At 68.0% G+C, this 24,065-nt stretch carries 18 protein-coding genes; 9 read left to right on the top strand and 9 right to left on the bottom strand.

Annotated elements, in window-relative coordinates; all coding sequences use genetic code 11:
- Positions 1 to 18: 18 nt before the first annotated feature.
- The 4 genes from AC6CHL_RS04665 to AC6CHL_RS04650 all read right to left on the bottom strand — a co-directional run bounded on the left by AC6CHL_RS04665 (position 19) and on the right by AC6CHL_RS04650 (position 6,548).
- On the bottom strand, positions 19 to 2,016 hold the full coding sequence (locus tag AC6CHL_RS04665) for a M2 family metallopeptidase (protein ID WP_038686956.1): 1,998 nt from the start codon (positions 2,014 to 2,016) through the stop codon (positions 19 to 21).
- A 372-nt stretch (positions 2,017 to 2,388) separates the two neighbouring features.
- Positions 2,389 to 4,041: a phosphoethanolamine transferase gene (locus tag AC6CHL_RS04660; RefSeq protein ID WP_498293573.1), complete on the bottom strand. Its 1,653-nt coding sequence runs from the start codon at positions 4,039 to 4,041 to the stop codon at positions 2,389 to 2,391.
- On the bottom strand, positions 4,038 to 4,811 hold the full coding sequence (locus AC6CHL_RS04655; RefSeq protein WP_498293571.1) for a phosphatase PAP2 family protein: 774 nt from the start codon (positions 4,809 to 4,811) through the stop codon (positions 4,038 to 4,040). Before AC6CHL_RS04655 ends, AC6CHL_RS04660 begins: the two co-directional genes overlap by 4 nt.
- Positions 4,812 to 4,922: 111 nt before the next feature.
- Complete coding sequence (locus AC6CHL_RS04650; RefSeq protein ID WP_498294003.1) at positions 4,923 to 6,548, bottom strand: ArnT family glycosyltransferase; 1,626 nt, start codon at positions 6,546 to 6,548, stop codon at positions 4,923 to 4,925.
- A 214-nt stretch (positions 6,549 to 6,762) separates the two neighbouring features.
- On the opposite strand from AC6CHL_RS04650, the gene AC6CHL_RS04645 reads away from it, so the two are divergent.
- The 4 genes from AC6CHL_RS04645 to AC6CHL_RS04630 all read left to right on the top strand — a co-directional run bounded on the left by AC6CHL_RS04645 (position 6,763) and on the right by AC6CHL_RS04630 (position 11,620).
- Complete coding sequence (locus AC6CHL_RS04645; RefSeq protein ID WP_128096234.1) at positions 6,763 to 7,464, top strand: response regulator transcription factor; 702 nt, start codon at positions 6,763 to 6,765, stop codon at positions 7,462 to 7,464.
- The gene (locus AC6CHL_RS04640) at positions 7,451 to 8,761 is read left to right on the top strand and encodes a sensor histidine kinase (RefSeq protein ID WP_498293568.1); all 1,311 of its coding nucleotides are present in this window, start codon (positions 7,451 to 7,453) and stop codon (positions 8,759 to 8,761) included. The genes AC6CHL_RS04645 and AC6CHL_RS04640 overlap by 14 nt, the downstream gene beginning before the upstream one ends.
- A 116-nt stretch (positions 8,762 to 8,877) precedes the next feature.
- Entirely contained in the window at positions 8,878 to 10,128 is a 1,251-nt protein-coding gene (locus AC6CHL_RS04635) for a DUF819 family protein (protein WP_498293566.1), read from the top strand.
- Positions 10,129 to 10,483: 355 nt separating this feature from the next.
- The gene (locus AC6CHL_RS04630; RefSeq protein WP_498293564.1) at positions 10,484 to 11,620 is read left to right on the top strand and encodes a DUF3103 family protein; all 1,137 of its coding nucleotides are present in this window, start codon (positions 10,484 to 10,486) and stop codon (positions 11,618 to 11,620) included.
- A 422-nt stretch (positions 11,621 to 12,042) separates the two neighbouring features.
- Here the strand turns inward: AC6CHL_RS04630 and AC6CHL_RS04625 are convergent, their stop codons facing one another.
- A complete protein-coding gene (locus AC6CHL_RS04625) occupies positions 12,043 to 12,267 on the bottom strand; it encodes a YbdD/YjiX family protein (RefSeq protein ID WP_038686969.1) in 225 nt (74 codons plus the stop codon).
- Positions 12,267 to 14,348, bottom strand: a complete 2,082-nt coding sequence (locus AC6CHL_RS04620; protein ID WP_038686970.1) for a carbon starvation CstA family protein — start codon at positions 14,346 to 14,348, stop codon at positions 12,267 to 12,269. Before AC6CHL_RS04620 ends, AC6CHL_RS04625 begins: the two co-directional genes overlap by 1 nt.
- 262 nt (positions 14,349 to 14,610) lie before the next feature.
- Between AC6CHL_RS04620 and AC6CHL_RS04615 the strand changes: the two genes are divergently transcribed.
- Both AC6CHL_RS04615 and AC6CHL_RS04610 read left to right on the top strand, forming a co-directional pair.
- Entirely contained in the window at positions 14,611 to 15,462 is an 852-nt protein-coding gene (locus tag AC6CHL_RS04615) for a pirin family protein (RefSeq protein ID WP_498293562.1), read from the top strand.
- A 223-nt stretch (positions 15,463 to 15,685) separates the two neighbouring features.
- Positions 15,686 to 16,369: a transposase gene (locus AC6CHL_RS04610; protein ID WP_498293560.1), complete on the top strand. Its 684-nt coding sequence runs from the start codon at positions 15,686 to 15,688 to the stop codon at positions 16,367 to 16,369.
- A gap of 117 nt (positions 16,370 to 16,486) precedes the next feature.
- Here the strand turns inward: AC6CHL_RS04610 and aqpZ are convergent, their stop codons facing one another.
- From aqpZ to AC6CHL_RS04595, 3 genes are all read right to left on the bottom strand, one after another.
- Complete coding sequence (gene aqpZ, locus AC6CHL_RS04605; RefSeq protein WP_498293559.1) at positions 16,487 to 17,209, bottom strand: aquaporin Z; 723 nt, start codon at positions 17,207 to 17,209, stop codon at positions 16,487 to 16,489.
- Between the two features lie 103 nt (positions 17,210 to 17,312).
- The gene (locus tag AC6CHL_RS04600; RefSeq protein WP_038686977.1) at positions 17,313 to 18,176 is read right to left on the bottom strand and encodes a pirin family protein; all 864 of its coding nucleotides are present in this window, start codon (positions 18,174 to 18,176) and stop codon (positions 17,313 to 17,315) included.
- 414 nt (positions 18,177 to 18,590) lie between these two features.
- Entirely contained in the window at positions 18,591 to 20,654 is a 2,064-nt protein-coding gene (locus AC6CHL_RS04595; RefSeq protein WP_498293557.1) for a 3-hydroxyacyl-CoA dehydrogenase NAD-binding domain-containing protein, read from the bottom strand.
- Between the two features lie 238 nt (positions 20,655 to 20,892).
- On the opposite strand from AC6CHL_RS04595, the gene rpoE reads away from it, so the two are divergent.
- The 3 genes from rpoE to AC6CHL_RS04580 all read left to right on the top strand — a co-directional run bounded on the left by rpoE (position 20,893) and on the right by AC6CHL_RS04580 (position 24,027).
- Entirely contained in the window at positions 20,893 to 21,513 is a 621-nt protein-coding gene (rpoE, locus tag AC6CHL_RS04590) for an RNA polymerase sigma factor RpoE (protein ID WP_038686981.1), read from the top strand.
- 8 nt (positions 21,514 to 21,521) lie between these two features.
- Positions 21,522 to 22,403, top strand: coding sequence for a sigma-E factor negative regulatory protein (locus AC6CHL_RS04585; protein WP_498293555.1), 882 nt, complete (start codon positions 21,522 to 21,524; stop codon positions 22,401 to 22,403).
- Between the two features lie 97 nt (positions 22,404 to 22,500).
- The gene (locus AC6CHL_RS04580) at positions 22,501 to 24,027 is read left to right on the top strand and encodes a DegQ family serine endoprotease (RefSeq protein ID WP_038686983.1); all 1,527 of its coding nucleotides are present in this window, start codon (positions 22,501 to 22,503) and stop codon (positions 24,025 to 24,027) included.
- The last annotated feature ends 38 nt before the right edge of the window (positions 24,028 to 24,065 follow it).

The raw sequence follows: 24,065 nt of genomic DNA, 5'->3' as shown, positions 1-24,065 counted from the left end.
GCCGGCCCCAGCGCACGGTCAGCGTGCCGCCGGTGCGGTCGCGGCCGGGGTGGCCGCGGCGGTGGCCGCCGGTGCCTTCCAGCCGCACATCTGGCCCTGGTTCTGCTGCTTGAGCCAGTCGTTGACCGGGGTGAAGTACTCGATCATCGGGCCGGCATCGAGCTTGTCGCCGCCGGTGATCTCGCGCAGCGTGGCCTGCCACGGCTGGCTGGCGCCCTTGCTCAGCATCGCCCAGAACTTCTGCCCGGCTTCCTTGTTGCCGTAGAAGCTGCACTGGTGCAGCGGGCCCTTGTAGCCGGAGGCATCGCACAGGCCCTTGTAGAACTGGAACTGCAGGATGCGCGCCAGGAAGTAGCGGGTGTACGGGGTGTTGCCCGGCACGTGGTACTTGGCGCCCGGATCGAAGAACTCCTCACCGCGCGCACCCACCGGGGCCACGCCCTGGTACTTGGCCTTCAGGTCCCACCATGCCTGGTTGTAGTGGTCCGGGGTGATGGAGCCATCGAACACGCCCCAGCGCCAGCGGTCGATCATCAGGCCGAACGGCAGGAACGACACGCCGCTGAGGGCCATGCGCATCTGCGCGTTGATGGTGGCCTCGCGGCTTTCCTGCGGCTTGTCGACCAGGCCGATGGAGTTGAGGTACTGCGGGGTCATGGCCAGCACGATGGTGTCGCCGATCGCTTCATGGAAGCCATCGTTGGCACCGCCCTGGAACAGCGGCGGCAGCGGGTTGTAGGCCAGGTCGTAATAGATGTGGCCCAGCTCGTGGTAGATGGTGGTGAAGTTTTCTTCGGTGGGCTTGATGCACATTTTGGTGCGCACGTCGCCGTCCATGTTCATGTCCCAGGCGCTGGCGTGGCAGACCACGTCGCGGTCCAGGGGCTTGATGAACTGGGTCTTGTCCCAGTACGACTTGGGCAGCGCGGGCATGCCGAGCGAGACGTAGAAGTCCTGCGCACGTTCGGTCATCTGCTTGGCGGTACGCAGTTCGGCCTCGCGCTGCGCCTTGAACTGCGCTTCGATGGTGGCGTTGTTGCCGCCGGCCTTGGCCAGCGCGCCGCTGAGGTTGGTCTGGTACTGCTTTTCCAGTGCGGCGGTGATGTCCAGGCTGCCGGCGCCGGGATACGGTTCCAGCTGGTCCCAGAGGTTGGACCAGTCCTGCTGCCACATGTTGCCGAGCAGGTGGGCGGCGATCAGGCCACCCTCGGTTTCGGCCTTGTCCTTGCCGTAGGTGTCATCCAGCTTGGTGCGGGCGTAGCAGTGGAGCTGTTCGTACATGGGCTTGACCTGTTCCCACAGGCGGTCGGTTTCCGGGCCGATCTGCTCGGGGGGCATGTCGTAGCCGCTGCGCCACATCTGGCCGGCGTCGGCGAAGCCCATTTCCTTGGCACCTTCGTTGACCAGGCCGACGAAGCGCTGGTAGTCGGCGCGCATGGGTTTGGTGGTGGCGTGCCAGCCCTGCCAGGCGTCAAGCTGCTTGTCGTAGTCGCGGCTGCGGGCCAGGACCTGTTCGAGGTCGCCAAGCTGGCGGCAGGTGGCGGGGTTGGCGTCATCGGTGCAGTACTTGCCCGAGCCGTAGGCGCCTTCCATGCGGCTGGCGATGCGGGTGAGCTCGGAGAGCTTGGCCGGGTCGCGCGGGGCGGGCATGGAGGTCATGAGTTTGAGGAGGTGGATCTGGCGCTTGGTATCCTCGCTCATGGGCTTGCCGTCGTAAGTGCCGGCCTGGGTGATCCAGCCGTTGAGGACGGTGAGCCAGCGTTCGTTGGCCTTGGCCGCCACGCGCTCGGAATCCTCGTTGATGTAGGTCGAGGAGAGCCACTGTGCCGAGGTCATTTCCGGGTACATGGCCTTGTACTCGGCGTTGACGCGGGCGATGAACTGGTCCGCGGTTTCGGTCGGGGTGGCAGCAGCCGCGGCGGGGGCATCGGCCGGGGTCGTTTCCTTCTGGCAGGCCGCCAGCGTCAGTGCGGCAGCACTGACAGCCAGGGCCAGCAGGAGCGGGCGGTGGTTCACGGGGACATCCTTGGGTGGTGACAGACCGGCGAAGGCTAGTGAAGCGTCCGTCACACCGCAAGGGGCAGGGCAGCAACGTCCGCTCCGTTCGTCCTTTAAAAGCAGTTGGCTGCGACGCTCCGGAAGCGGGTCGGCGTGGGTGGGTTGGCGGGACACGCCGTGAATCCATCCCTGGAGGCTCGTGGGCGCCATCCATGGCGCCCAACGGTCCCGCCAACCCACCCACACCGACCCGTTCACACAGGGCTGGTCCGTATGGCAACGGCAACGGCATCGACCAGCATTGCGCTTGGGTCATGGCCGACGTTGGCTGCGTGTGTCTTTGCTATCCGGCGAAGCAGAAGCGGAGAGGGGAGAGTGGCCAGCAGGAAACTAAGCCTCGCATCCTGCAAACAGATCGCGGTCGCGTTCGTAGATCGTGGTCTTGACCTGCATCAGCCCCAGGACCGACGGGAAGACGTTGTCGTGGTCGGTGTACTTGCCCGCGCGCTGGCGCACGCAGGCGAGGTTGAGCCCGCGGTTGGCGGCGAAGGATGGGGAGAACCACATCGTCATCGGTACCCGCGTCTGTTCCTGCGGTGCAATCGCGTACGGCATGCCGTGCAGGAACAGGCCCTTCTCGCCGAGTGATTCGCCGTGGTCGGAGAGGTAGATCATCGCCGTGTCGTAGTCGTCCATGCCTTTCAGGGTGCCGATCGTGCGCGACAGCAGGTGGTCGGTATACAGCAGTGCGTTGTCGTAGCTGTTGGTGATCTGCTCGCGGCTGCACTTGCCCAGGTCGGCGGTGTCGCAGGTGGGCGTGAAGTGGCGGAAGCGGGCCGGGTAGCGTTCGAAATAGCTCGGCCCGTGGTTGCCCAGCTGGTGCAGTACCACCACCCGGTCGCCGGGTTTGGCGCGTACCTGCGCGGCCAGGTCGTCGATCAGGATCTCGTCCATGCAGCGTCCGTTGGCGCACAGCTGCGGGTGCTTGGCATCGTCCAGTGCCTGCATTGGCAGCCCTTCGCAGACCCCCTTGCAGCCGGACTGGTTGTCACGCCACAGCGTGCTGATGCCGGCGCGGTCCAGCACGTGCAGCAACGACTGGTGCGCGCGGATCTTTTTTTCGTCGTAGTCATGGCGACCGTACGGCGAGAACAGGCACGGCAGCGATACTTCGGTGCTGGTGCCGCACGAATGCATGTCCGGGAAGTTGATCACCCCGGCCTGCGCCAGTTCCGGTGTGGTCTGCCTGGCATAGCCATTCAGACCCCAGTTCTGCGCGCGTGCGGTTTCGCCCATCACGATCACCAGCAAGCGCGGCCGGCTGCCTGCGGCGCGCGGCGTGGCGGTGGCGTCGGTGCCGATCGGCAGCTTGGGGGCGCGCTGGATCGGATTGTCGCCGCGCAGCGCCTTGGGCAGGCCCAGCAGGACATTGCCGGGGGTAGCCAGGTAGCGCACCTCGCGCTGGTTGCGCATCAGCGCCGACATTTCCTGGAACGACAGCATCGCCCCGCCCAGTGCCACCAGCAGCGAGAGCAGCAGGAAGCCGGCGCGCCACAGCAGCGCCTTGCCCCAGCTGCGCTTGACCAGCTGTACCCGCCACAGCACCAGCATCGGCAGCAGCGCCAGCAATACCAACGGCGCAATCAGCGCCGAGGTCATCAGCTCACGGCTTTCCTTGTGGTCGGTGGCCAGCACGTTGCGCAGCATGTCCGCATCCAGGTAGATGTGGTAACTGCCCATGTAGTGCGCGGCCATCGCGGTGCACAGCAGCAATACCCCGATCACTACCTTGGCGTTCCACCGCCACACCAGCAGGCCCATCAGCAGGCAGTGCGCACCCACCAGGAACAGCAGCAGCGAGGTGGCAAAGCGCAGGCTGCCCGGGTGGGTGGCCATGGCGCTGTGCCAGAACAGGCTATTGCAGGCCAGCGCGAAGAACACGCTGGTCAGTACGATCAGGCGCTCGGTGGACAGCTGCGGCCGCCAGTGCAGCAGCGTGGCCAGCGCGGGCAGGCGCTCACTGCGCGGCAGGGTGGCGCTCATGCGGCCTCTCCCTGTGCAGCGATGGCTGGCACGCTGTGCGTGCGGGCGTCGATGCGCTGTACCAGCAGGTACAGGCCCAGCGAGATGGCCCAGCAGGTGGCCAACGTCCACAGGTCATGCGACAGGAAGTGCGCGCCGCGCAGCTGCTGGGACAGGCCGAACACGCCGCCGGCCACCAGCCCGACCGCCAACCCGCGCCAACGCCACGCCGGGCGCACCAGCAGCGCGAAGAAGTACAGGCTGACCCAGGCGAAGCCGGCGCTGGAATGGCCGGCCGGGAAGCACACCCCGCGCGGCATGCCCGGTGGACGGCTGGCGAACACGCCCACGTATTCGCGGAGCCCGCCATAGCGGGCCAGGTCCCACGGGCAATCCATGTTGGTCACCGACTTCAGCAGCGACACCGCCGCAGTGCCCAGGGCCACCGCCAGCACCAGGTACAGCAGCGGCCAACGCCATGCCGCGGTGCGGTCGCTGCGCCAGGCGTGCGTGCACAGCAGGATCGCGACCAGCACGCCCAGCGCGCTGGCCCACTTGCCGCCCTTGTGCACCAGCTGGCTGGTGGCCCAGGCGTTCTGCAATGCCCACTGCTGGCCTTCAAGCCGATAGAACTGGTCGGCCAGCCACTGGTCGCCGCCCATGCCCATCAGCACCGCGCTGGCGGCCAGGGTGAGCAGCAGGGGCAGCCACAGGTGGCTGCGCAGGAAGCCCGGGCGGATGGCTGCGGCCAGCGGAAGCGGGCGAAACGGTACGGCAGGAACTGAGGACATGGGCAAAGCGCCGGGCGGGGTGATCCGCGGCCATGGTCATCAGCGGTGTGTCGGAGAGCGGTCGGAGCGGTGTTGCCCGCAGGTTAAGCCCCGACCGCCGATGCCGCCGGTTCAGTCTTGCTCGTCGTCCGAGGCCGCATCGGGGGCCAGGTGGGCCTGGCACCCGGCGCGCCATGCACGGCCCGGCACCAGCTGCCAGCGATTGCGGTTGCTGCTGCCAATGTCCACCACCTGGGCGGCGTCCACGCAGGGGCTCATGGCCTGGTCCAGCACCAGCAGCCAGCGTGTATCCGGCGCCTGCTGCAGCCACGGCCCGGCCTGCTGCCATTGTTCGTCCCACGGCCGCTTGAAGCCGAACTCGGTCACCGGGCGATCGGCCTGCAGCAGGTTCTGCTCGCGCCAGGCCACCAGGCCCAGCTGCGCGTCCGGCCCGATCCGCTGGCCAACCCGCTGCATCAACGCCGAGGCCGAGCTGTAGGGGTCCAGCGCCGGCATCAGGCCCCAGCCGTACACGTTCCAGAGCAGGCAGGCGCACACCACCACCAGGGCGCCGACGCGTCGCTGGCGCAGCCACACCACTGCGGCCACCAACAGCACGCCGAAGCCGAGCAGCCAGCCGCCCAGCAGTGGCAGCAGGCTGTCGGGCATGCCACGCCGGTCGAGTTGCGCATGCGCCCACGGGCTTCCGCCGAGCAATTGCACGCTGACGTACAGCGCGGCAGCGGCCAGCACGCCTACGTAGGCCAGCAGCAGCCAGCGCGGGCCGGTGCGGCGCAGCAGCCCGGGCAACACCGGTGCGGCGGCCACGGACAGCAGCGGCAGCATCGGGAAAATGTAGACCTCGCGCTTGCCCGGGCTGGCGCTGAAGAACACCAGCACCAGCACCGCCCACCCCAGCAGCAGCCAGTAGCGGCCATCCAGGCGCTTCAGCCGCCGCCACCATGCCGGCAGCAGCGCCGGCAGCAGCAGGCTGCCGGGCAGCCACAGCGTGGCCATCACCTGCAGGTAATACCAGGCCGGCTTCACGTGGTGCCACGCATTGGCGTAGCGCGTGCCGGTCTGCTTGAACAGCAGTTCACGGGCGTAGGCCTGCAGGCTCGGATCGGGGGAGTGCAGCAGGGCCAGGCCCAGCGGCGCCAGCCACACCGCGGCACCGAGCAGGAACCCGGGCACCAGCAACCACAGCGCCCGTCCACGGCCGGCGTGGCCGTCGTCGCCCTGCACCCGCCACCGCCACAGCGCCCAGGGCAGCAGCACCAGCAGCGGCAGGAAGCCCACCCCCTTGGTCACCGTGCCCAGGCCCGCGGCAAACCCGGCCACCAGCACCGCGCGCCGGTTGGGCGCCTCCAGCAGGTGCCGCAGCAGGCCCCACATGGCCAACGTGGTCAGCCCCACCAGCACCATGTCGATCTGCGCGCGCTTGGCCATCAACCCGAACTGCAGGCAACTGGCCAACGCCAGCATGGCCCACCAGGCAACACGCCTGTTCCACAGGCGACGCCCCAGGTCCCAGCACAGCCAGAGTGTCAGCAGCGCCGCCAGCAACGACGGCAGCAGGAACGCCAGATTCCAGTTGCCCAGCAGCTGGTGGCTGGCGGCCTGCATCCACATGAACACCGGCGGCTTTTCGGCATACAGGTCGCCGCCGCGATGCGGCAGCAGCCATTGCCCGCTGTCCACCATGGCGCGGGCCGCCAGTACGAAGCGCGGCTCATCCGGCGGCGAGGGCTGACGCATGCCGATCCCGGCCAGCAGCGCCAGCACGATGGCCACGCAGGCGAGCAGATGCCAATGCTGGCGGGACAAGCGGGCTTCAGGCACGTCCGGATCCTTGGGCAAAACCAGTACTGTCTCCCCGACAGCGTAGGAAAAGCGTCGAAACCGGGCCATTGCGACCGGATTCCGACATGGATGCGGCTACCATGCGCCGATCCGTTCACGAGAGTCTGCCATGCGGCTCCTGGTCATTGAAGACAACCGCCAACTGGTCGCCAACCTGTTCGACTATTTCGAGTCACGCGGGCATGTTCTGGATGTGGCGCCCGATGGCGTCACCGGCCTGCACCTGGCCGCCAGCCATGCGTACGACGCCTTGATCCTGGACTGGATGCTGCCACGCATGGAAGGCCCGGAGGTGCTGCGCCGGCTGCGCGCCGACCATGGCTCGGAAGTCCCGGTGATCATGCTCACCGCACGTGACGAACTGCCCGACAAGATCGCCGGTTTCCGCGCCGGTGCCGACGACTACCTGACCAAGCCCTTCGCGCTGCCCGAACTGGAAGTCCGGTTGGAGGCGCTGATGGTGCGTGCGCACGGTCGCAACCCGCGCAAGCTGCTGGAGGTGGCCGACCTCAAGCTGGACCTGGCCACGCTGGAGGCGCACCGCGACGGCAAGGCGCTGCACCTGTACCCGGCCTGCCGCAAGCTGCTGGAAGTGCTGATGCGAGCCAGCCCCGGCGCGGTGACCCGTCAGCAGCTGGAGTTCGCGCTGTGGGGCGATGAACCACCGGACGGGGACCTGCTGCGGTCGCACGTGTACGAACTGCGCCGCAGCGTGGATGGACCGTTCCAGCAGAAGCTGATCCACACCCTGCCACGGGTGGGCTACCGGTTGGGTGTGAGCGCTGCGGACAGTGCCGATGAAACCGCGTAAACCGGCACCCCTGCATCGGCGCCTGGTGTGGTGGCTGCTGGGCTACCTGGGGCTGATTTCGCTGGCGGTGTTCAGCGTGGGCAACTACGTGCACGAACATGCCGAGCACTCGGCCTGGCGCGCCCTGCTCAACTCCGAGCTGGACAGCATCGTCAACCACATCGAACACGAGCCGCACTACCGCTGGCAGGACTCTGACACCCTGCGCCTGTTCACCGTGGATGCCAGTGAGCGCGTGCCGCCGATCCTGCGCACGCTGCACCCGGGCCTGCACGACGGGGTGGTGATCAACGGCCGCTCCAGCGCGGTGATGGTGCGCGATACCGAGCGGCTGGGGCGGCTGGCCTTGGTGCTGGACATCAACGACTTCCACGAGCTGGAAGAGTTCGCCACGCGCTGGGTGATGCTGGCCGGCGTGGTGATGATCCTCGTGACCGTGCTGATGGCCTCCTTCGGCGTGGGCCGGCTGGTACGGCCACTGCGGTCGCTGGCCCAGCGCATCGACGGGCTCAAGCCCGGCGTCCCGGGGCAGCAGGTGCAGGTGGATCCGCGCGGCAGTTCGGAGCTGTATGTCATTGCCGATGCGGTCAACGACTACCTGGCCCGCAACGAACAGTTCGTCGAGCGTGAGCGCATCTTCGTCAGCACCGCCAGCCACGAACTGCGCACGCCGATCGCGGTGATCACCGGCGCGGCCGAACTGGCGCTGGAGCAGCCGGGCCTGCCCGAACGCGCGCGCCAGCAGATGCAGCGGGTGCATCGCACCGCGCAAGGCGTGGAGCAACTGATCCAGCTGCTGCTGGTGCTGGCCCGCGAACCGGCGCGGCTGGTTGCGCTGGGCGAGCGCATCGCGCTGGACCAGCTGGTGCCGGCCATCATTGAAGACCACCGCCACCTGATGGGCGACAAGGACCTGCGCATCGCCGTGGACGGCCTGGCCCGCATCGACATCATCGCGCCACCGGCGGTGGTGCAGGCGGCCATCGGCAACCTGCTGCGCAATGCCATCGAAAACAGCGGGCGCGGCACCATCCATGTGCACGTATCCGACCGGGCCGTGGTGACACTGCAGGATCCCGGGCACGGCATGAGCCCGGAGGAAATCGCCGCGGTGCATGCACGCCTGGCGCGTGGCGATCGCAACGAACAGAGCGGGATCGGGCTGGAACTGATTGCCAAGCTGTGCGACCACCTGGGCTGGGCCCTGCAGATAGAGCCATGCGCGCCACGCGGCACGCGGGTGATTCTGGATCTGGGTGCGTCGCTGCCGCAGGCAGCCGACGACGCGATGACGTAACCGACATCAAGAACGCTGCGCTGCAGGGTGGCGCAGCGTGAAGATGATGTTAACCTCTGGAAGGGCGCCGCTTTATGCGGCGCTTTTTTTTTCTTCGATCGACAGAGGATGGCAAGATGCCGACCGAAACCAGTACTGCCCTGATCACCAACGATATCGTCGGGCTTGGCCTGATTGCCGCCACGCTCGCCGTGATTTTCTGGGCGGCCAGTGGCCCGACGCCCCGCCTGAAAAAGATCTTCGCCTGGGTGCCGGCGTTGCTGCTGTGCTACTTCATCCCGGCCATCTACAACACCGCCGGCCTCATCGACGGCCACAACACCTCGCTCTACAACCCGGTGGCGCGCGACGTGCTGCTGCCGGCCGCGCTGGTGCTGCTGACCCTGTCGATCGACCTCAAGGGCATCCTCAAGCTGGGCCCGAAGCTGCTGGTGATGTTCTGCGCCGGTACGCTGGGGATCATCCTTGGCGCGATCGTGTCGTTCCAGGCAATGTCCTGGATCCATCCGGCAACCGTCGCAGGCGATACCTGGAAGGGCATGGCCGCACTGGCCGGCAGCTGGATCGGCGGCGGGGCCAACATGGTCGCGATGCGCGAAGTATTCGGCACCGACGCCACCACCTTCGGCCAGTTCGCCGTGGTGGATGTGGCCTGTGCCAGCCTGTGGATGGCGGTGCTGCTGTTCCTGGCCAACCGCGCCCAGCAGATCGACACGCGCAACGGGGCCGATACCTCGGCCATCGATGAAATGAAGTCGCGTATTTCCGCCTATGAAGCGCAGAACGCCCGCATTCCCAGCCTCACCGACCTGATGGTGATCGTGGGCGTGGCGCTGGGTGGGGTGGGCCTGGCGCATGCCATCGCCGCACCGCTGAGCGGGTGGTTCAAGGCCAACGTCAGCTGGGCCAGCCAGTTCAGCCTGGACAGCGCGTTCGTGTGGGTGGTGCTGTTGTCCACCGCCTTGGGCCTGGGCTTGAGCTTCACCCGCGCGCGGCGGCTGGAGTCGGCCGGTGCATCGCGCCTGGGCACGCTGTTCCTGTACTTCCTGATCGCCTGCATCGGCATGCAGATGGACCTGTTGTCACTGCTGGATCGCCCGTGGCTGTTCGCGCTGGGCGCGATCTGGATGCTCACCCACATCCTGGTGCTGTGGATTGCCGCCAAGCTGCTGCGCGCGCCGTTGTTCTTCTTTGCGATCGGTTCGCAGGGCAACATCGGCGCCGCCGCGTCGGCCCCGGTGGTGGCTGCTGCGTTCCATCCCTCGCTGGCTCCGGTGGGCGTGCTGCTGGGCACCGTGGGCTACGCCACCGGCACCGGCCTGGCCTATGTCACCGGCCTGATCCTGAAATGGATGGCCGGGGCCTGACCGGCCAACCCGGTAGTGCCGGCCGCTGGCCGGCTCCACGCAGCCCACTGGTAGTGCCGGCCGCTGGCCGGCTCCACATCAACCCATGGTGTCACCTGGAGCCGGCCAGCGGCCGGCACTACCGGGGAATTGACATTGGCCTGGAGCCGGCCAGCGGCCGGCACTACCGGGGAATTGACATTGGCCTGGAGCCGGCCAGCGGCCGGCACTACCCTTCGACGTGCAGAGTGTGGAACGGGTATCAGACGCAGCGGCGATTGCCCCGTAACGTGCGGCGTTATGCGCCACCCCGTGGCAGGGGCATCACGGGTGGGAATCTCCGCCGATGGCAATCGGCGTCCAGCCAGGACGTTGCATGAAACCGCAGGGACTGTTCCGATGCTGTGTCACCGCGCTGCTGTTGTTGGCCAGCGCCACTGCCGTTGCCCAGACTGCGCGCATCGAGCGCGCCGATGTGCAGGCCATTACCGATGCCAGTGCCCGTGATGTGGCAGCGCTGATCGCCCAGCCGGGCTTCGCCACGGCGGTGACCGGCGCCCTCGCCACGCGCCCCGACGGCGTGCCGCTGGCCCGGGTGATGGCGCGCTTCGACCCGCAGGCGCGCACCCAGGCCTCGCGCACGCTGGCTGCCCAGGATCGCCAGCTGCGCCAGCAGAAAGGGTTGCCCACCGCGGGCGCGGACCTGCTGCAACTGCGCGCCTACGTCCCCGCTGGCACCCGGCTGACCGACGTGCCCGCCGCGCAGCTGTGGGTGGCGGTGCTCCCGCGCGGTGATGACCGCCACTGGACCACGCTGACCGCCTACGACCCGCAGGGGCGTCGCCACACGCTGGACGCGCGCACGGCCCCGGCCTTCCCGGTATTGATCGTCGACGTGGATACGCGCACGGCGGTGGAAGAGGGCATGGCGGTGGTCAATGCGGGGCTGCAGGCGCGCGGCCTGCAATCGCCGGACCGCATCCGGCTGGCCACCAACGGCAGCGCCTCGCTCGACCTGACCCGGCTGGACCGCATCCGCTTGGCCGACGACCAGGAGCCGTGGGCGCTGGGCGGCGCGGAGGTATTCGCGGTGGTGTCGGGCCTGCAGATCGGCGCGGCCGAACCGGAGATGGCCACGCTCACCCTGCCGTACCTGGACCACGACACTACCGACTACGCGCCCGGCCAACCGCTGGTGATCTGGGGCAACTACCGCTTCGACGCGGCCAACGTGCAGCTGTTCGAAGATGACGGCGACACCAACTACCAGGACCTGCTGGTGGCGTTGACCGATGGCGTCAAGGCGGCATTGGGCGCGTTCGCGCCGGAGTACGCCGTGATCGCCGACATCGCCGGCGCCATCCTCAAGGCGATGCCGACCACTTGGTTCGCCAACGACACCGACTACCTGGACAGCTTCTACCTGCTGCAGCGCGGGCAGGCCTACACCGACCGCATGGGCGCGGCCAACAACGCCAAGGTCACGCTGACCCCGGTAACCCTGACCGAATAACGGGTAGTGCCGGCCGCTGGCCGGCTCCTCGCAACATCGACGCAAAGGTAATGCCGGCCGCTGGCCGGCTCCTCGCAATATCGACGCAAAGGTAGTGCCGGCCGCTGGCCGGCTCCTCGCAATATCGACGCAAAGGTAGTGCCGGCCGCTGGCCGGCTCCAGGTGAAACCGTGGGTTCATGAGGAGCCGGCCAGCGGCCGGCACTACCAGGTAAGGTTCACGGGCGCCGCCGGAACCAGGTGCGGTTCACGGGAACCGGTCGAACCGGGTGAGGTTCACGGGTGCCGACCAAACCCGGTGAGGTTCACGCGAACCAGCCGAACCGTATGTGGTTCATGCGAACCGGACGACAACCGGCTCCCGCCATGAAAAAACGGCGGCGCTTTCGCGCCGCCGTTCCGGTATTCCACCGATGTCGCCGCTCAGCAGCAGCGGCCCCCGTTCCTGCCGCCGTAGCGCGCCTCTTGGCGCTCGCGGAAGAAGGTCTTGTAGTCCATCGGCACGCGGTCGGGATGGTTGTCGAGCACGTGGCGCACGTAGTTGTCGTAGTCGGGGATGCCGCAGCACAGGCGTGCGGTCTGCACCAGGCGCCGCCACAACCGGCGGTGCGCCTGGTACTGCCCAACGGGAACCAGTTCAGTACTCATCACAGGTCCGCCATCTGGTGCGGCTGCAGCGCCACGTACGGGGTTTCCTTGTCCGTGCGCTGGGGGTTGCGGCGTGCCTGCACGATGGTCTTGATCGCATAGAACAGGATCGAGAACACCACGAACAGGAACAACACGGTCAGGCTGGTGTTGACGTAGGCGTTGACCACGATCTGGTGCATCTGGTCCAGGCTCTTGGCCGGCGCGGTGATGGTGCCGGTGGCGATCGCGTCCTGGAACTTGTGCGCCTGGGCCAGGAAGCCCTGGGCCGGGTTCTTGTCGAAGATCTTGATCAGGCCCGCGTAGGTGGTGCAGATCAGCAGCCACACCGCCGGCACGCCGGTCACCCAGGCAAAGCGCTCGCGCTTCATCTTGAACAGCACCACCGTGCCCAGCATCAGCGCAATACCGGCCAGCATCTGGTTGGAGATGCCGAACAGCGGCCACAGGGTCTGGATGCCGCCGAAGGGATCCTTCACGCCGGTGTACAGCAGGTAGCCCCACAGCGCCACGCAGCCGGCCGTGGCGATGATGTTGGCCGTCCACGATTCGGTCTTCTTCAGCGCCGGGATGAAGTTGCCCAGCAGGTCCTGGAGCATGAAGCGACCGGCACGGGTACCGGCATCCACCGCGGTCAGGATGAACAGCGCTTCGAACAGGATCGCGAAGTGGTACCAGAACGCCATCATCGCGTTGCTGCCACTGGGAATCGCCTGGTGCAGGATCTGCGCGATGCCCACCGCCAGCGTGGGTGCACCACCGGCACGGTGCAGGATGGTCGGCTCGCCGATGGCCAGTGCGGTGGCTTCCAGCTGCTCGGGGGTAATCGCAAAGCCCCAGGTCGTGCTGATGAAGTGCGCGGCCGAGGCGGCATCGGCACCGATCACCGCCGCCGGGCTGTTCATCGCGAAGTAGACGCCCGGGTCGATGATCGAGGCCGCTACCAGCGCCATCACCGCCACGAACGATTCCATCAGCATGCCGCCGTAGCCGATGTAGCGCATGTGGCGCTCATTGGCCAACAGCTTGGGCGTAGTGCCCGAGGCGATCAGCGCATGGAAACCGGACACCGCGCCGCAGGCGATGGTGATGAACAGGAACGGGAACATGCCGCCCTTCCAGACCGGGCCGTCTCCGCTGGCCGCGAACTGGGTCAGTGCCGGCATCTTCAGTTCCGGCATGACGATCAGGATGCCGATCGCCAGCGCCACGATGGTGCCGATCTTGAGGAAGGTGGACAGGTAGTCGCGCGGCGCCAGCAGCAGCCATACCGGCAGCACCGAGGCCACGAAGCCGTAGCCGATCAGCATCCAGGTGATCTCGATGCCGGTGAAGGTGAAGGCCGGGCCCCAGACGGGATCGGCGGCGACCTTGCCGCCGTACCAGATGGCCGCCAGCAGCAGGAACAGGCCAACCACCGAGATCTCCCCGATCTTGCCGGGGCGGATGTAGCGCATGTACACGCCCATCAGGATCGCGATGGGCATCGTGGCGATCACCGTGAACATGCCCCACGGGCTTTCGGCCAATGCCTTGACCACCACCATCGCCAGCACCGCCAGGATGATGATCATGATCAGGAAGGCGCCGAACAGCGCGATGGTGCCGGGCACCTGGCCCATCTCCTCGCGCACCAGGTCACCCAGCGAGCGGCCGTTGCGGCGGCTGGAGATGAACAGCACCATGAAGTCCTGCACCGCGCCGGCCAATACCACGCCGACCACCAGCCAGAGCAGGCCGGGCAGGTAGCCCATCTGCGCGGCCAGCACCGGGCCCACCAGCGGTCCCGCACCGGCGATCGCGGCGAAGTGGTGGCCGAACAGTACGTGCTTGTTGGTGGGCACGTAGTCCAGGCCGTCGTTGTTGAGCACCGCCGGGGTGGCCCGGGTCGGGTCGAGCTGCATCACCTTGTCGGCGATGAACAGGCTGTAGAAGCGGTAGGCGATCAGGTAGATCGACACTGCGGCGACGACGATCCACAGCGCATTGATGTGTTCGCCACGGCGCAGTGCGACCACGCCCAGACAGAACGCGCCGAGCAGCGCGAGCGCGGCCCAGCCCAGCTTGGAAAAACCTTTCATGAGATTGCGTCTCCCTGGAGATCGTCGTAAGAGTCTGCCTTGGCACCGATGGGGTCAATGCAAACGCAGGTGCTTGCCGCTAGTACTTTGGTCGTAGGTCGCAACGTGGCGTGCGTGCCGATGCGGACAACGGCCCGGTGGACGCACGCGCCTGCACGGGGTGCGAACGCCACCGCTGGAACAATCGGTTGCGGGCGTGGCGATTGGCGGCTGCCACCCGGGCGCCCATCTTGTTGGCTGGTTTCCTTTTGCTGGAGTCGAGATGAGCAGCCCAACCCCGGTGCGCGTACAGCGCACGATCCGTGGCATGGCCACCTCCGATGGCGCCGGCGTGCGCCTGACCCGGGTGATCGGCGGCCCCGCGCTGCCCGACCTGGACCCGTTCCTGTTGCTGGATGAATTCGGCACCGACCGCGCCGAGGACTACATCGCCGGCTTCCCCAGCCATCCGCACCGCGGCTTCGAAACCGTCACCTACATGCTCGACGGGCGCATGCGGCACAAGGACAACCACGGCAACGAAGGCCTGCTTACCCCGGGCAGCGTGCAGTGGATGACCGCCGGCCGTGGGCTGGTGCATTCGGAGATGCCCGAGCAGGAATCGGGCCAGATGCGCGGCTTCCAGCTGTGGGTGAACCTGCCCGCGCGCGACAAGATGACCGACCCGAAGTACCAGGAATTCGCGCCCGAGCGTATTCCCGTCACCGCGCCCGGCGACGGCGTGCAGGTGAAGGTGATTGCCGGCGAAGTGGGCGAGGTCACCGGCCCGATCGTGCAGCCGGCCACCGACCCGGTGTACCTGGACATCACCCTGGACGCCAACGCGCGCTGGGACTACACCTTGCCGGAACGGCACAACGCGTTCGCCTACGTGTTCGAAGGCGGGCTGACGGTGGGGCAGGGTGAGGATGCACGTCCGGTGGCGCGCCAGGAACTGGCGGTGCTGGGCGGCGGCGAACTGCTGCAGCTGCAGGCCGGCGCCGAGGGTGCACGCCTGATCCTGGTGGCAGGGCGACCGCTGCGCGAGCCGGTGATGCGCCACGGGCCGTTCGTGATGAACACCCGCCAGGAGCTGATGCAGGCCTTCGTCGATTTCCAGGAAGGCCGCTTCTGACCGGTGGTGCCGGCCAACGGTCGGCACCCCCATGACGCTGCGGAAACCCGGGCGGTGCCGGTCGCTGGCCGCCAACCGCATCACGCTGCAAAAGCACAGGTAGTGCCGGCCGCTGGCCGGCAACCGCATCACGCTGGGGGAGCACGGGTAGTGCCGGCCGCTGGCCGGCAACCGCATCACGCTGGGGGAGCACGGGTAGTGCCGGCCGCTGGCCGGCAACCCGATGGAGCCTGGAGGCAGGGGCGCAGCCGGCCAGCGGCCGGCACTACCGGGATGTGCGCCATGCACATTCCCGGCCATCTCAGCGCCCTGCGGCGACCGCCGTGGGCGTGAGGTTCATGCCCTGGGTGAGCGACTGCAACGCGCCCAGCTCCTTGGCATCGCCGGCATACAGCGCGATCTGCGCGTAGCGGTTCTTGTCGAACTTCACCACGGTGATGCGGCGCGTTTCGTAGCCCGGCGGCTGCTGGCCGCCCAGGTCGGGCTGGTACCAGTACAGCGATTCACCGGCGAACACGCCCTTTTCCTGGCGCAGCGGCCGGGTCAGCGGCAGGTTCGGGTCGCGTGCGGTCAGCATCAGGCTGAGCACTTCGCGGCCATCACCGGTGCTGGCCTTGCACAGGACGAAATCGGCCTGCGCCTGCTCCTGCCATTGCAGGCCGCTGTCGGCGGGCAGGGACGGGCACACGTTCGAGGACTGGGCCGAGACGGCCGCAGCAGACAACAACAACAGGCTCAGGCACACGGCAGCGCGCAGGATGTTCATGGCTTCCCCCAAAAGGTCGAAGTGGCCGCGCGTCGTGCTGGCAGAGGGGTTCCGGGGGCCGCAGACAACCCAGGCCGTCCGTGCGCATTTTTCCCCATGCGCGTCCCGGAGTACCTCGCCTGCCAGGTGACGGCGTGGTGATTCGGACCTTAACGGAATGTGACTGGATCTACAAATAACTGTTTCAGATGGTCCCATCTGTGGACCACGACGCCTTGAATCAGGCGGCCGGGACCGTATCGGCCCGGCCGCCCAGGCTCAGCGCGGCTCGGTGCCGATCCACTTGTAGGCGATGCCGCCGATCAGGCCGCCCAGCAGCGGGGCCAGCCAGAACAGCCACAGCTGGCCGAGCGCGCCGCTGCCGGCAAACACCGCCACCGCCGTGGAGCGCGCCGGATTCACCGAGGTATTGGTCACCGGAATGCTGATCAGGTGGATCAGGGTGAGCGCCAGCCCGATGGCGATCGGCGCAAAACCGGCCGGGGCGTTGCCGTGGGTGGACCCCATGATGACCACCAGGAAGAAGGCGGTGAGCACCACTTCGCACAGGAACGCAGCGGCCACGCTGTAGCCACCCGGCGACAGGGCGCCATAGCCATTGCTGGCAAACGCGCCCGCCTGGCTGCCGTCGATGGCGAAGCCGGGGGCGCCCGAAGCGATCTGCAGCAGGATGAAACCGGCCAGGATCCCGCCCAGCACCTGGGCCACGATGTAGGGCAGCAGGTCGCGCGCCGGGAACCGGCCGCCGGCCCACAGCCCCAGGCTGACGGCAGGATTGAAGTGCGCACCAGAGACGTGGCCGAACGCATAGGCGCCGGTGAGCACGGTCAGCCCGAAGGCCAGCGCCACGCCCACGAAACCGATGCCAAGCGGATTGCCATCACCGCCGAACTTGGCCGCCAGCACCGCGCTGCCGCAGCCCCCCAGAACCAACCAGAACGTGCCGAGAAACTCCGCGGCCAGACGTTTGCCCATGCTCATCGATCGTTCTCCACCAGACGCCCGGGACGGGCAGGCAGACCGTAGCTGAATCGCGGTTCATCGGGGTGAACGCGGCGTCAAGGCGCCGACGAACGGCATTGCCTCAGTAGGTGGGCAGCGGAATGAATTCCTTGTCGTCGCCGGGAATGGTGCCGAAACGCCCGGCGTCCCAATCGTGCTTGGCCTGCTCGATGCGCTCGGTGGAGCTGGACACGAAGTTCCACCACAGGTGGCGCGGCCCATCCAGCGGCTCGCCGCCGAGCAGCATCGCCTTGACCGGCGTCTTCGCGCGCAGGCGGCCGCGCGCATTGAGTTCCGGAATCACCAGGTGCTGCGCCGGCAGATCCACGCCGTCCAGCTGCGCCTCGCCTTCGAGGATGTACAGGGCGCGCTCCACATGGCCGGTATCCAGGTCGATTTCCGCACCCGGATCCAGATCGATCGCCACATTCAACGTGTCCGCGAACACCTTCACCGGCGACTCTTCGCCATACGCACGCCCGGCGATGACCCGCAGCCAGGCACCGTCGCGGCGCTGCTGCGGCAGGGTGGCCGCCGCGTGGTGGAAGAACCCGGGATCGGTTTCCTCGAAACTCTTCGGCAGCGCCACCCAGGTCTGCATCCCGTGGATGGGGTGATCGTGCTCGCGCTCGGGCGGCGGGGTACGTTCGGAATGCGCGATGCCACGCCCGGCGGTCATCCAGTTGACGTCGCCGGGGCGAATCACCTGGTCCGACCCCAACGTATCGCGGTGACCGATCGCACCGGACCACAGGAACGTCACGGTCGCCAAACCGATGTGTGGATGCGGACGCACATCGATGCCGGTCCCCGGCGCAAGCACCGCCGGGCCCATCTGGTCCACGAACACGAACGGACCGACGCTGCGCGCCTGCAGGGTAGGCACGGCGCGGCGCACCTGCAGACCGCCGATATCGTGGACACGGGGCGCAATGATCGTCGTCATGCGGGCTTTCTCGCTGGCGTGGACAGACCCGCAGGATCGCATGCAGACACACCCCCTGCATGCCCCATTCGGGCAACAGGGTGTTGCGCCAACAGCCCAAGTAGCGCCGGACGATGCCCGGCAGCGTTTCGTCGCGGCGACAGCAGCCGGGCAGAGCCCGGCGATACGCGTAGGCGTTTATGCCGTCACCGGCCAACTATCGAAGGCGGGGTGGGTCGGGTGGCGGGGGTGTGAGCGCCATGGATGGCGCGACCAAGCCCCCAGGGATGGGTTCACGGCGTCCCCCGCCACCTGACCCACCCCGCCAGCCCCGATCCAGTCCAGAGCCGCTTTACGCTCTCCGCTTGCGCTCTGGCCCTTGCAGTTGGACTTGCACTTGCACGTGCATCGGCAGGTGCCGGGCGGCAGCCCGGCTTACATCACCGGCTCACGCAACACCGCCGCATCCCAACCCGGGCGCGGCGCGAAGCGCTCCCCGTGCCGCTGCTGCAGCACCTTCAAACGTTCCACCAGCGCGTCCGCACCGGTCGCCCGGATGTACTGGATCGGACCGCCGCGGAACGGCGCGAACCCCGTCCCGAAAATCACCCCCGCATCCAGCAGATCCGCATCGGCCACCACCCCGTCGTGCAGGCACGCCACCGCCTCATTGAGCAGCGGCAGAATCAGACGGTCTTCCAGATCCGCAGGCACCTCTACATTGGCCGGCACGTCCGGCTTCTGCGCCCGCCCGTTTTCCCACGTGTAGATACCCTGGCCATCCTTCTTGCCGCGCTTGCCCGGTTCCACCGTCTGCAGCGCCGCCGGAATCTGCAGGCCCAGGAACGGCGCCAGCTCCTTGCCCACGCCCGCGGCCACGTCCAGCCCCACCGTATCCAGCAGTTCGATCGGGCCCATCGGCATGCCGAACTTCACCGCCGCCTTGTCGATCACCGGGCCCGGAATGCCTTCCGCATACGCCGTGGCCGCTTCCAGCATGTACGGGAACAGCACGCGGTTGACCAGGAACCCCGGCGTGCCGGCCACCGGCACCGGGAACTTGCCCAGCGCCTTGCAGAACGCCGCCAGCCGGCGCTCGGTCTCCGGCGCCATGCCGTCGTGGTGGATGATCTCCACCAGCGGCATCTGCGCCACCGGGTTGAAATAGTGCAGGCCGGCGAACTGCGCCGGGTGCTCGATGTGGTCGCGCAGCTCAAGCAACGGAATCGACGACGTGTTGGTGGTCAGCAACGCACCGGCCTTCATCTTCGGCTCCAGCGTCTGGTACAGCGAACGCTTGGCGTCGGCATCTTCGATGATCGCCTCGATCACCAGATCGGCCAGCGCCACGCCTTCACCGGCCAGATCGGCCTTCAGCCGTGCGGCCACGGCCGGGCGCTTGCTCTCGTCCTTCACCTTCTTGGCGAACAGCGCCTGCGCGCGCTCCATGGCCGGGTCGATGAAACGCTGCTCACGGTCCTGCAGCGTCACGTTGAAGCCCTTGTAGGCCGACCACGCCGCAATATCGCCGCCCATCACGCCGGCGCCCACCACGTGCACGTGGCTGATGCCATGGTCCTTGCCACCCAGCGCCTTCAGGCGTTCGGTCAGGAAGAAGATGCGGATCAGGTTGCGCGCGGTCGGGGTGCCGGCCAGCTTCACCACCGCACGGCGTTCGGCGTCCAGACGGGTCTGGATCGGGCTGCCGCCGGTGCGCGCCCAGGTATTGATCAGCGCGTACGGCGCCGGGTAGTGGTCCTTCTTGGCCTTGCGCGCCACCTGCTTGGCCATCTGCGGGGCCAGCAGCTTGCGCGCCAGCCAGGTGTTGGTGGCCCAGGCGGTCGCGCGCTGCTTGAACGGGCGGGTGGTGCCCGACAGCCCCAGTGCCACCGCGGTATCCAGCAGCACCGCCGGGGCCACGACCTTGTCCACCAGACCGATGCTGCGCGCGGCCGATGCCGACAGATTGCGACCGGTCAGCATCATGTCCATCGCCGCCGGTGCACCCACCAGCTGCGGCAGGCGCGAACTGCCGCCCCAGCCGGGGAAGATGCCCAGCTGGGTTTCCGGCAGGCCGATCCGGGTGGACGGATCATTGGAAGCCACGCGATAGCGGCAGGCCAGCGCCAGCTCGGTGCCGCCGCCCAGGCAATGGCCGTGAATGGCGGCCACGGTCGGGCAGGGCAGCTCGGCCAGCTTCTGGTAGGTGCTCTGGCCGCGGCGGATGGCGTCGTTGACGGTGCCGCGGCGGTCGAATTCCTGGAACTCCTTCAAGTCTGCGCCGGCAATGAAGCCGGCCGGCTTGATCGACTGGATCACCACCGCCTTGGGCGGGTCCATGGCGATGCGTTCGATCAGGTCGCCCAGTTCCAGCAGCACGTCCTGGGACATCGCGTTGACGCTGCTGTCGTGGCGGTCGAGGCTGAGCACCACCACACCATCATCACGGATCTGCGGGTGCCAATGTGCGAAGCGGAGCCCATCGAAGCCTGAGAGCATGGGAACGTTCCATCCGGTTGTGTATGGAGAAGGGGGCTATGATCCAGAGGTTGTTTCCTCCCCGTCAAATCCCAATAGCTGGGGGATGGGCGGGCCCGGTTCAGTGCCGTGAGCGGGAACCTTAACGGAACGGTGGTTAAAAGCTGGTGCGGCGTCGTGTGATCGGTCGCTGAACTTTTCCCGGGATTGGCAGTCTCATTGCTCGACGTTGGTCGGGCTGACAGGAGTGCGGCCCCACATGGCCGAGGTTGAAACACCACAGGAGCTGGACCTGGAGCTGGTCCGGCGCGTGCAGCGCGGCGAGAGTGCGGCGTTCGATGTCCTGGTGCGCAAGTACCAGCATCGGATCGTGGCGCTGATAGGGCGCTACATCGCCGACTGGAGTGAATGTCAGGACGTCGCACAGGACACGTTCGTCCGCGCGTACCGCGCGATCGGCAGTTTCCGGGGCGACGCCCAGTTCTATACCTGGTTGCACCGGATAGCCGTGAATACTGCCAAGAACCACCTTGCCGCCCACAACCGCCGCCCGCCCACCGATGACATCGACATCGGTGACGCCGAGCAGTTCGACAGCGGCACCCGCCTGCGCGACACCGACACCCCCGAGCGCGAGTTGATGCGCCAGGAGTTGGAGCAGACGGTGATGAAGGCGGTGGCGGCATTGCCGGAAGAACTGCGATCGGCCATCACCCTGCGCGAGGTGGACGGGCTGAGTTACGAAGATATCGCGCAGAAGATGGGGTGCCCGATCGGCACCGTGCGGTCGCGGATCTTCCGTGCCCGCGAGGCGATCGACACTGAACTTCGGCCGCTGCTGGATATCGGCAGTGCCACCCGCGAGAAGAGCCGCGTATGAGCGAACACATGCCAATCCCTGGAACCGCCGGCACCACGCCGGACAAAATCGACATCCATAACCGCCAGCAGCTGTCGGCGCTGGTCGATGGCGCACTGTCGCCCGACGAGGCGCGCTTCATGCTGCGCCGCCTGGAGCACGATGAAGCGCTGGCCGGTTGCCACGAGCGCTGGCAGGTGCTGGGCGACGTACTGCGCGGCCAGGCCTGCGCACCGGCCCCGGTGGATTTCGCCGCGCGCGTACGCAGTGCGGTCGCCGCCGAACAGGCCCCGCTGGCACCAGTGACCCCGGTCGAACGCAGTCGCGAACGTCGTACTGGCTGGCGTCGCTGGGGCGGTGGCGCCGCGCTGGCCGCCTCGGTCGCCGCCGTGGCGATGTTCATGACCCGCGAACAGCTGCCCAGCGAGACGCCGCTCGACGCGCCCGCCACCACCATCATTGCCAGCCAGGCCCAGTTGCCGCCCAGCCCTCCGGCGGTCTCGCCTGCGGCAGTGGATGCGGTCGTCGCCGTTGCCGCGGTGCCAGCTGCGGCCGTCGCTGCCGCCAGCCGTCGCCAAGACGTGGCCGCCGTGCGGCGCGCCAGTGCCACCCGTACCCAGCAGGCCGCGCGCAGCGCCGGCGAACGCAGCGTCGAGCCGCAGCGTGCCGTGGCCAGCCAGGCCGTGCCGGTGCCGGTGGTGCCGGCCGCCAATGCCCGTGCCTTGCCGTTCGGCGATGTCGCCGCGCTGCAGGCCAAGCCGTGGCCGCGCTCGACCCTGGCCCCGGCGGCTGGCGGGGCGCTGAACGCCAGCTTCTCCACGCAGGAGCCGCAGGCCGCGTTCTACCCGTTCGAGCCGCGCCTGCAGGAGGTCGACCCGGCCGCCCCCGCGCCGCGCCGGCATCGCGACTGACCCTGTCGTCGCACCCGCTCCAGCACACCCTGCGTCCGGCCTTGTGGCCGGAACGCCCCCGCTTTTCCCCACGTCCCGATCCGGAGGCTGACGTCCGATGACTCCCCGCATGCGTAGCCAGGCCATGACCCTGCTGGCCCTGACCCTGCCGTTGATGGCCTGCGCCCAGGCGCCGGCCCCTGCCGCTCCCGCCGCCCCGGCCCCCGCCGCGGCGCCCCGCGCGCCCGCCCCGCAGCTGGTCAGCGGCCTGCCGGACTTCACCAACCTGGTCGAACAGGTCGGCCCCGGCGTGGTCAACGTGGAAACCACCATCGTGCGCAGCAACCGCCAGGCCCGCGGCATGGGCCCGGGCGGCGACGATGAGATGCCCGAATTCTTCCGGCGCTTCTTCGGCCCGGACTTCCAGATGCCGGGGCAGGGCCCCGGTGGCCAGGACGACAGCCCGCGCATCCAGGGCCGCGGCATGGGCTCGGGCTTCATCATCTCCGCCGACGGCTACGTGCTGACCAACTACCACGTGGTCGCCGACGCCAGCGAAGTGAAGGTCAAGCTGGGCGACCGCCGCGAATTCACCGCCAAGGTGATCGGCAGCGACCAGCAGTACGACGTGGCCCTGCTCAAGATCGACGGCAAGAACCTGCCGACCGTGCGCGTGGGCGATTCCAACACGCTCAAGCCGGGCCAGTGGGTGGTGGCGATCGGCTCGCCGTTCGGCCTGGACCACTCGGTCACCGCCGGCGTGGTCAGCGCCGTGGGACGCAGTACCGGCGGCGCCGACCAGCGCTACGTGCCGTTCATCCAGACCGACGTCGCCATCAACCAGGGCAATTCGGGCGGCCCGCTGCTCAATACCCGCGGTGAGGTGGTCGGCATCAACTCGCAGATCTTCTCCGCCTCCGGCGGCTACATGGGCATCAGCTTCGCGATCCCGATCGACCTGGCGATGGGCGCGGTCGAGCAGATCAAGAAGACCGGCCGGGTCAGCCGCGGGCAGCTGGGCGCCGCCGTGGGGCCGATCGACGGGCTCAAGGCGCAGGGCCTGGGCCTGTCCGACAGCCGCGGCGCCCTGGTCAATGAAGTGGTGCCGGGCAGTGCCGCGCTGAAGGCCGGGGTGGAACCGGGCGACGTGATCCGCTCGGTGAATGGCAGCCCGATCAATACCTTCAGCGACCTGCCGCCGCTGATCGGCGCGCTGCCGCCGGGCAGCAAGGTCCGCCTGGGCGTGGTCCGGGACGGCAAGGAACGTGAAATCAGCGCCACCCTGACCGAGTTGGCCGACGATGCCGAACGCGGCACGACCCGGCCCACCGCCGAGGCCGCCGCGCCGCAGACCGGCTCCAACGCCCTGCTGGGGCTGGAGGTGGCCGACCTGACCGCCGCCCAGCGCAAGCAGCTGGGCCTGGGGGCGGGCGAGGGCGTGCGGGTGACCCGCGTCAATGGCGCCTCCGCGCGTGACGCCGGTGTTTCGCCCGGCATGGTGGTGCTGCAGGTCGGGCGTACCCCGGTTGGCAGCGTGGCCGGGCTGGACAAGGCGCTGGCCACCTACAAGAAGGGCGATGTGGTCATGCTGCTGGTCCGGGCCACCGGCAACAGCGCCTTCGTGGCGATCAAGGCCGGGCAGTAAAGCCCCCGCCAGCGCTACGTTTCCGGGCCCGCTTCGGC

It is taken from the genome of Stenotrophomonas sp. GQ19 (assembly GCF_059758695.1).
The sequence above is the reverse complement of the archived record's forward strand: the minus strand, read 5'-3'. Positions and strand labels throughout refer to the sequence as shown.